This window comes from Bacillus badius NBRC 15713 (assembly GCF_001591605.1).
Classification (GTDB): domain Bacteria; phylum Bacillota; class Bacilli; order Bacillales; family Domibacillaceae; genus Pseudobacillus; species Pseudobacillus badius.
Genome location: NZ_BCVF01000011.1, coordinates 93,543 through 101,064, shown reverse-complemented (window position 1 = coordinate 101,064; position 7,522 = coordinate 93,543). Strand labels below are relative to the sequence as shown.

Here is a 7,522-nt window from a genome sequence, read left to right as displayed (position 1 = left end):
TGGAAATCAACAGCCCCCATTCGCAAACAAATAAAAAGACTGTAGACAAACTTCAATTTTCATTGAGTTTGTCTACAGTCTGAACTAGCAGTTTTTCTAATTGTTCTTTAATTTTCTAAAAAGTTTTCCCCGCTGCATCAGCCTCTTCGTTATAATAGGATTTATAGAGTGGTAACAAATGCCTATCGGCTAATTAGACTGGATTCAGTAAGTAGGGGGATAAACATATGGGTGATTATGAGCAGTTTATTGTCAATATTAAAAGAAAAACAGGCATTGATCTTAGTAAATACAAAGAGGCACAAATGAAGCGGCGCCTCACATCGCTGTATGAAAAAAAAGGCTGCCGTTCTTTTAAGGACTTTTTCGATTTAATGAATGCGGATGCCAACCTTCTTAACGAGTTTTTAGATAGAATGACGATCAATGTATCGGAATTTTACCGGAATGCCAAAAGATGGGAAGCGTTGGAAAAGAAAATTTTCCCGCGGCTGCTTTCGGAAAACAAACGGCTGAAAATTTGGAGTGCTGCCTGCTCAACAGGAGAAGAACCGTATACAACAGCCATGGTTCTTTCCAGTTATTTGCCGCTGCCGCAAATTTCTATTGTAGCGACGGATCTGGATGCCAATGCCATTCAGAAGGCAAAGCGCGGCGTATATTCTGAGCGCTCATTGGCTGAAGTTCCATCAGAGAAAAAACGTCAATTTTTCACAAAAGAAGGAGATTTCTATACAGTCAGCGAAGAAGTGAAGAGAACCGTCACATTCAGAAAGCAGGATTTACTGGCGGATCGGTTTGACTCAGGCTTTGATTTAATTATTTGCCGCAATGTCATGATTTATTTTACCGAGGAAGCAAAAGATCAGCTGTACAAAAAATTTAGCGCTGCTTTAAGAACGGGTGGTGTTTTGTTTGTTGGCAGTACCGAACAGATCTTTAATCCCGGAGAATACGGCTTTGAAGCAGAAGATACCTTTTTTTACCGAAAAACCAACTGAACACAGAAATAAAGGGCTTTCAAAAGGAAGGCCTTTTTCTTTATAATCAGCAAGATTTCGAAAAATCTAAAGAATTATGACAAATTTGACGGCGATTGTGGTAAAATTCTCAAAAAACATACTTAAGAAGTGCAGCAAATTCAAAAAAATATGTTATAGTAGTACATAACCGCTTTAACGAGTTGAAGGGAGAAAGTATAATGAGATATTTAACAGCAGGAGAATCGCATGGACCACAACTAACAACTATTATTGAAGGGCTGCCTGCGGGCATGCCGCTTGTGGCTGAAGACATCAACAAAGAGCTGAGCCGCAGACAAAAAGGCCACGGACGGGGTCGCAGAATGCAAATCGAAAAAGATCAGGCACAGATCAAAAGCGGCGTCCGCCATGGTTCTACGCTTGGCTCGCCTGTTACTCTTGTTGTCGAAAATGACGATTGGAAGCATTGGACAAAAATTATGGGCAGCGAACCGCTTGACGATTCCGAAGGAGAGGAAGTTAAGCGCCAAATTACCCGTCCTCGTCCAGGGCATGCGGATTTAAACGGCGGCATGAAATATGGCCATCGGGATATGAGAAATGTGCTTGAGCGCTCTTCAGCCCGTGAAACAACTGTCCGTGTAGCCGCTGGCGCGGTTGCAAAACAATTGTTAAGACTGCTTGGAATTGAGATCGCCTCGCATGTAATTGAAATTGGCGGCATCAAAGCTGAACAGACAGCAGTGGAACATTTACAGCAGCTGCAGGAATTGAGCGAAAAGTCGCCAGTCCGCTGTCTTGATCCGGAAGCAGAAAAGAAAATGATGCAGGCTATTGATGATGCGAAAGCAAATGGCGATTCAATCGGCGGCGTCGTTGAAGTCATCGCTGAGGGCATGCCAGCAGGAATAGGAAGTTATGTTCATTGGGACAGAAAGCTGGATGCAAAGGTAGCGGCAGCCGTAATGAGCATTAATGCATTTAAAGGAGTAGAGATTGGCATCGGTTTTGAAGCGGCTGAGCGCTTTGGCAGCGAAGTCCATGACGAAATCGCTTGGAGCGAAGAGAGAGGATACTACCGGAAAACGAATCGGCTGGGCGGCTTCGAAGGTGGAATGACAACAGGCATGCCGATCGTTGTCCGTGGAGTCATGAAGCCAATCCCTACGCTTTATAAGCCGCTTGAAAGCGTAGATATCGATACGAAAGAGCCTTTTACAGCGAGCATTGAGCGTTCGGATAGCTGCGCGGTGCCGGCAGCTGCAGTTGTAGCTGAAGCAGTTGTAGCTTGGGAACTGGCCGCCGCCATTGTTGATCAGTTTTACAGTGACCGGATGGAGGCTTTATCTGCGTCATTAGAAGAATTCCGTCGTTACGCGAAGGAGTTCTAATGATGAGAGAGTTGATAATTGAAACACCAGGCCAATCGTACCCTGTGTATGTAGGAGAAGGGGCTTTAGACAAGCTCGCTCATTTGTTTAGCGATTCTTTAAAGGGGACAACCAAGCTCCTCATTATTGCGGATGAGCTGGTTGCCTCTCTTCACGGGGACACATTGAAACAGGCTTTGCCTCAGCTGCCCTATGAATGGCTGACAGTTCCAAGCGGTGAAAAGGCCAAGACGTTTGCTTCATTTGAGACGTGCTTAACGTTTGCTCTTGAAAAAGGGCTGGATCGCAAATCTTGCATTCTGGCATTTGGCGGCGGCGCCGCGGGCGACTTAGCCGGCTATGTGGCCGCGAGTTACATGCGCGGGATTCCGTTTATTCAAATTCCTACAACTATTTTGGCGCATGACAGTGCTGTTGGCGGAAAAACGGCTATTAATCATCCGCTTGGCAAGAACATGATCGGCCATTTTCACCAGCCGGCAGCAGTGGTGTTTGATACCCGCTTTTTGCAAACATTGCCGGAACAGCAAGTACGTTCTGGCTTTGCCGAGGTAATTAAGCATGCATTGATCGCTGATCCTGCCTTTTTAAAGGAACTTCAGACGAATGTAAGCAGTTTTGAAGATTTATCAGCGGATTTTCTTTCTTACTGTCTGGAAAGAGGAATTCAAATTAAAGGGGAAATTGTTCGTCAGGATGTAAAGGAACAAGGGATCAGAGCCTATTTGAATTTTGGCCATACATACGGACACGCTCTGGAGGCTAAGCTCGGTTATGGAAAGGTTACACACGGAGAGGCTGTGGCAGCGGGCATGGTCTTTGCTTTGCATATAAGCGAAAGAAAAGCAGGGTTGGCATTTAATCTCAAGGAATTTATAGCTTGGCTGAAGCAGCTCGGCTATCCGCTGGATTTGAATAAGGAGCTGCTGTTTGACGAACTATATGCGTTGATGGCCAGAGACAAAAAAACCATCGGTGAGAGCATCCGCTTTGTCCTGCTTGAAGAAGTAGGCCGGCCGGTTATCAAGCAAATGAGCCGGATGGAACTTGAGGAGGCCGATCGCTTTATAAGAGAGGAGGCTGCTGTATGATCAGAGGCATCAGAGGAGCGACGACGGTTAAACAAAATACAGAAAAAGAAATGATTGATTGTACGGAAGTGCTTTTGAGAGAGATGGTCCAGCAAAATAATTTGCAGCCTGAGGATGTTTGCTCGGTTTTTATTTCGGTAACAGACGATATTAATGCCGCTTTTCCGGCTAAAGCGCTTAGACGGCTGCCGGGCTGGGAGTATGTGCCGGTGATGTGCATGAATGAAATTCCCGTGCCGGGGAGTCTGACACAGTGCATCAGGGTGATGATGCATGTGAATACGAAAGCAGCACAGCAGGAAGTGAAACATATTTATTTAGAGAAAGCTGTCAAGCTGAGGCCTGATTTGCAAAAGTCAAGCCAATGCGGCCAGTTGAGCAAGTAACCAAAAGAAGGGATTGTGATGAAGATGAAATGGAAACAACAAATTACCAATTTAAAAGCTTATCAGCCTGGACGGTCAATCGAAGATGTGAAAAAAGAGTATGGTCTTGAGAAAATTGTTAAGCTTGCTTCAAACGAAAATCCTTTCGGTTCATCCAATAAAGCAAAAGAGTGGGTGCAATCTTACGGGGCATCGTATGCTCTTTATCCGGACGGTTATACAACAGCTCTCCGTTTAGCTCTCAGTGAATTTCTCAAAGTAGATGAAAAACAGCTGATTTTCGGCAATGGGTCTGATGAGCTTATTTTAATTATTTCCCGGGCGATGCTCGAACCAGGAAAAAACACAGTAATGGCGACCCCGACTTTCCCTCAGTATCGTCACAACGCAACAGTGGAGGGAGCGGAAATACGAGAAATACCTCTTGTAGACGGTGCTCATGATTTAGAGGCGATGTATGCGGCGATCGATGCGCAAACGGCAGTTGTTTGGCTGTGCAGTCCAAATAATCCAACAGGTGTCTACATTAACAATGATCAACTTGTGCAATTTTTAAATAAAGTACCGAATGATGTGCTTGTCGTTCTGGATGAAGCCTATTTTGAATACGTAACGGCTGAAGACTATTACAATGCATTGGACATTGCCAAGCAATATCCAAATGTGCTCGTTTTAAGAACTTTTTCTAAAGTTTACGGCCTTGCCAGCTTCCGGGTCGGTTATGGATTCGGCTCCGAAGAGGTCATCCGTGCCTTAGAACCTGTCCGTGAGCCTTTTAATATCAATACATTAGCAGAAGGCGCGGCGTTAGCGGCTCTTTCTGACCAAGACTTCATCAAGAAATGCCAGGAAGAGAATAAAAAGGGCCTTCAGCAGTTTTATCAATTCTGTGAAAGTGAAAAGCTTGACTATTATCCTTCAGAAGGAAACTTTATTTTAATTAATTTCAATTGTGACAGTGACGAGTTGTTTCAATATTTGATGGAAAAAGGCTATATCGTCCGTTCAGGAAATGCTCTTGGCTGCCCGGGCGCTGTGAGGGTAACGGTCGGTTCACAAGAGCAAAATGAAGGAGTTATTCAGGCTATGAAGAGTTTCATAGCAGAAAAAGCGATTAGACAGTAGGTGCTGGTAGAGAATGAGGGGAACTGTATTTATTGCCGGGTTGGGCTTGATTGGCGGATCGCTCGCGAAGGCGATCAAAGCAGCCCATCCCCAGGCAGAAATCCTCGGATATGACATCCGAGCAAATGAAGTAGGCCTTGCAGAGGCGTTAAATATCATTGATAAAAAAGCAGACACCTTCCAAGAGGGTGCTGAGCAGGCGGACTTGATTATTTTGGCTGTACCGGTTTTGCAAACAGAAAAGCTGATCAGAGAGTTAACTCAATACCGTTTAAAAGACGGTGTTATTATTACCGATACCGGCAGCACAAAAAAAAGAATCATGGATTGCGCCCGGGTTTTAGAAGAGCATCAAATTACTTTTATTGGCGGACATCCGATGGCTGGCTCGCACAAGAGCGGCGTGGCGGCTTCGAAGGAACTTTTATTTGAGAACGCCTTTTATTTATTAACCCCTGGTGAAGGGGCGAACGAAAAAGAAGTAGCTGTCCTGAAAAAATGGCTGCAAGGAACGAAAGCGAAGATTCTTGAAGTCCCTGCAGAGGATCATGATCATCTGACCGGAGTTGTCAGCCACTTCCCGCATGTCATCGCAGCCTCTCTTGTCCATCAGGCTCGTAAATATAACAACAGCAATTCGCTGATTTCCCGCCTTGCTGCCGGCGGCTTCAGAGATTTAACGAGAATTGCCTCCTCTAGTCCGGAGATGTGGAAGGACATTTCACTACATAATAAAGACGTGCTGCTGACCCTTTTGCATGAATGGAAAGCAGAGATGGAAAGAGTCATAGATATTTTGCAAGAAGAAAGCGCTCCGCTCCTCTTTGACTATTTTCATGGAGCGAAAGAGTTTAGAGACGAGCTTCCGGCAAAATCAATGGGAGCCATTCCATCCTTTTATGATTTGTATGTGGATGTTCCGGATTATCCGGGGGTCATTTCAGAAATCACCGGCTACTTAGCAGAGGAAAGAATCAGCATCACCAATATTAGGATTATGGAAACGAGAGAAGATGTGTACGGAGTGCTTGTAATTAGCTTTCAAAATGAAAAAGACCGGAAACAGGCCCGGCAATGCATTGAAAAACACACAAACTACGACTTATTTTTGGCATGAAGGGTGATTCGATGAAGGAACTAAAGCTGACAAATTCCCCGCTGAATGGGCGGGTGGAAGTACCGGGAGATAAGTCCATTTCCCATCGGTCGGTCATGTTTGGCGCCTTAGCAGAAGGCAAGACGACGATAAGGCACTTCCTGAAAGGGGAAGATTGCTTGCGGACCATTGATTGCTTCCGCAAGCTCGGTGTGGACATTGAAGAAACAGAGGAAGAAATCATTGTTCATGGGAAGGGATGGGGCGGTTTAACTGAACCTTCCGAAATTCTTGATGCCGGAAATTCCGGCACCACAATAAGGCTGCTATTAGGCATTCTTTCCGGCCGGCCTTTTCACTCTGTGCTAATTGGCGATGAATCGATTGCCAGACGGCCGATGGACCGGGTGGTGGTTCCTTTAACGGAGATGGGGGCTAAGATTAACGGCAGAAGCAACGGCCGCTTCACCCCTCTCGCTGTGGCTGGCTCCAGCTTGCGCCCGATTAACTACGAATTGCCGGTAGCAAGCGCCCAGGTGAAATCTGCGATCTTATTTGCCGCTTTGCAGGCAGAAGGAGAAACGATTATTACGGAGCCGCAGCTTACCCGTGATCATACAGAAAAAATGATTAAGCAGTTCGGAGGAGACATCACAAGGCGCGGCAATGATATCGTCTTAAGAGGCGGCCAGCCTTTTACAGGAACGGATATATATGTGCCTGGTGATATTTCATCGGCAGCCTTCTTCCTCGTCGCCGGTGCTGTCGTTCCCGGCAGTGAAGTGATCCTTGAGAATGTCGGCTTAAACCCAACAAGAACGGGAATTATCGATGTACTTGTGCAAATGGGGGCCGATATCAAGGTGGAAGAAGCAAATACGGCTGGAGAGGAAATGGGGACCATTACAATCCGCAGTTCCAGCTTAAAAGGCATTGAAATTGGCGGCGATTTAATTCCGAAACTAATTGATGAAATTCCGGTGATCGCCCTGCTTGCTACGCAAGCAGAGGGGAAAACGGTTATCAAGGATGCTGAAGAACTAAAGGTAAAAGAAACGAACCGGATTGATACGGTAGTTAATGAGCTAAAGAAGCTGGGAGCAGACATTAAAGCAACCGATGACGGAATGATTATTTACGGCAAGAGCCCATTAACCGGTGCTCGTGTTTCCTCGCATGGAGATCATCGCATTGGCATGATGCTCGCTGTTGCCTCCCTTGTTGCTGAAGGAGCAGTAGAGCTCGAGAACGATGAAGCCATCGCCGTTTCCTATCCTTCCTTCTTTGAAGATATGGCTCAATTGACTAGCAAATAGTCAGGCTTTGTAAAAATGTAAGGCGAATTCAGAGACCTCACAGCCAAATAGGGTCTCATCCGCTTAAAGACAGAAAAGGAGCTGATTCTATCAGCTCCTTTTCTTATAGAAAGCAGGAAATTCTCTTTTCCTGG

7 protein-coding genes are annotated in these 7,522 nt (G+C 45.6%); all 7 read left to right on the top strand.

Annotation, left to right across the window (positions count from 1 at the left end):
• Positions 1–227: 227 nt before the first annotated feature.
• Positions 228–1,001, top strand: coding sequence for a CheR family methyltransferase (locus BBA02S_RS08000; RefSeq protein ID WP_041113314.1), 774 nt, complete (start codon positions 228–230; stop codon positions 999–1,001).
• 200 nt (positions 1,002–1,201) lie between these two features.
• Positions 1,202–2,374 carry a chorismate synthase gene (aroC, locus tag BBA02S_RS07995; protein ID WP_041096952.1) on the top strand — a complete coding sequence of 391 codons (1,173 nt, stop codon included), beginning with the start codon at positions 1,202–1,204 and terminating at the stop codon, positions 2,372–2,374.
• A gap of 2 nt (positions 2,375–2,376) precedes the next feature.
• Positions 2,377–3,465, top strand: coding sequence for a 3-dehydroquinate synthase (gene aroB, locus BBA02S_RS07990; protein WP_041113315.1), 1,089 nt, complete (start codon positions 2,377–2,379; stop codon positions 3,463–3,465).
• On the top strand, positions 3,462–3,851 hold the full coding sequence (aroH, locus tag BBA02S_RS07985) for a chorismate mutase (protein ID WP_041096948.1): 390 nt from the start codon (positions 3,462–3,464) through the stop codon (positions 3,849–3,851). The genes aroB and aroH overlap by 4 nt, the downstream gene beginning before the upstream one ends.
• A gap of 24 nt (positions 3,852–3,875) precedes the next feature.
• A complete protein-coding gene (gene hisC / locus BBA02S_RS07980; RefSeq protein ID WP_041113412.1) occupies positions 3,876–4,976 on the top strand; it encodes a histidinol-phosphate transaminase in 1,101 nt (366 codons plus the stop codon).
• A 13-nt stretch (positions 4,977–4,989) separates the two neighbouring features.
• Positions 4,990–6,093: a prephenate dehydrogenase gene (locus tag BBA02S_RS07975; RefSeq protein ID WP_041096946.1), complete on the top strand. Its 1,104-nt coding sequence runs from the start codon at positions 4,990–4,992 to the stop codon at positions 6,091–6,093.
• Positions 6,090–7,388, top strand: a complete 1,299-nt coding sequence (gene aroA, locus BBA02S_RS07970; RefSeq protein WP_052477255.1) for a 3-phosphoshikimate 1-carboxyvinyltransferase — start codon at positions 6,090–6,092, stop codon at positions 7,386–7,388. The genes BBA02S_RS07975 and aroA overlap by 4 nt, the downstream gene beginning before the upstream one ends.
• Positions 7,389–7,522: the final 134 nt, after the last annotated feature.

Excerpts from the sequence above, each read along its gene's own strand:
- hisC (WP_041113412.1), top strand. The coding sequence starts at position 3,876 with ATGAAATGGAAACAACAAATTACCAATTTAAAAGCTTATCAGCCTGGA.
- aroC (WP_041096952.1), top strand. The coding sequence starts at position 1,202 with ATGAGATATTTAACAGCAGGAGAATCGCATGGACCACAACTAACAACT.
- aroH (WP_041096948.1), top strand. The coding sequence starts at position 3,462 with ATGATCAGAGGCATCAGAGGAGCGACGACGGTTAAACAAAATACAGAA.
- aroB (WP_041113315.1), top strand. The coding sequence starts at position 2,377 with ATGAGAGAGTTGATAATTGAAACACCAGGCCAATCGTACCCTGTGTAT.
- BBA02S_RS07975 (WP_041096946.1), top strand. The coding sequence starts at position 4,990 with ATGAGGGGAACTGTATTTATTGCCGGGTTGGGCTTGATTGGCGGATCG.
- aroA (WP_052477255.1), top strand. The coding sequence starts at position 6,090 with ATGAAGGGTGATTCGATGAAGGAACTAAAGCTGACAAATTCCCCGCTG.
- BBA02S_RS08000 (WP_041113314.1), top strand. The coding sequence starts at position 228 with ATGGGTGATTATGAGCAGTTTATTGTCAATATTAAAAGAAAAACAGGC.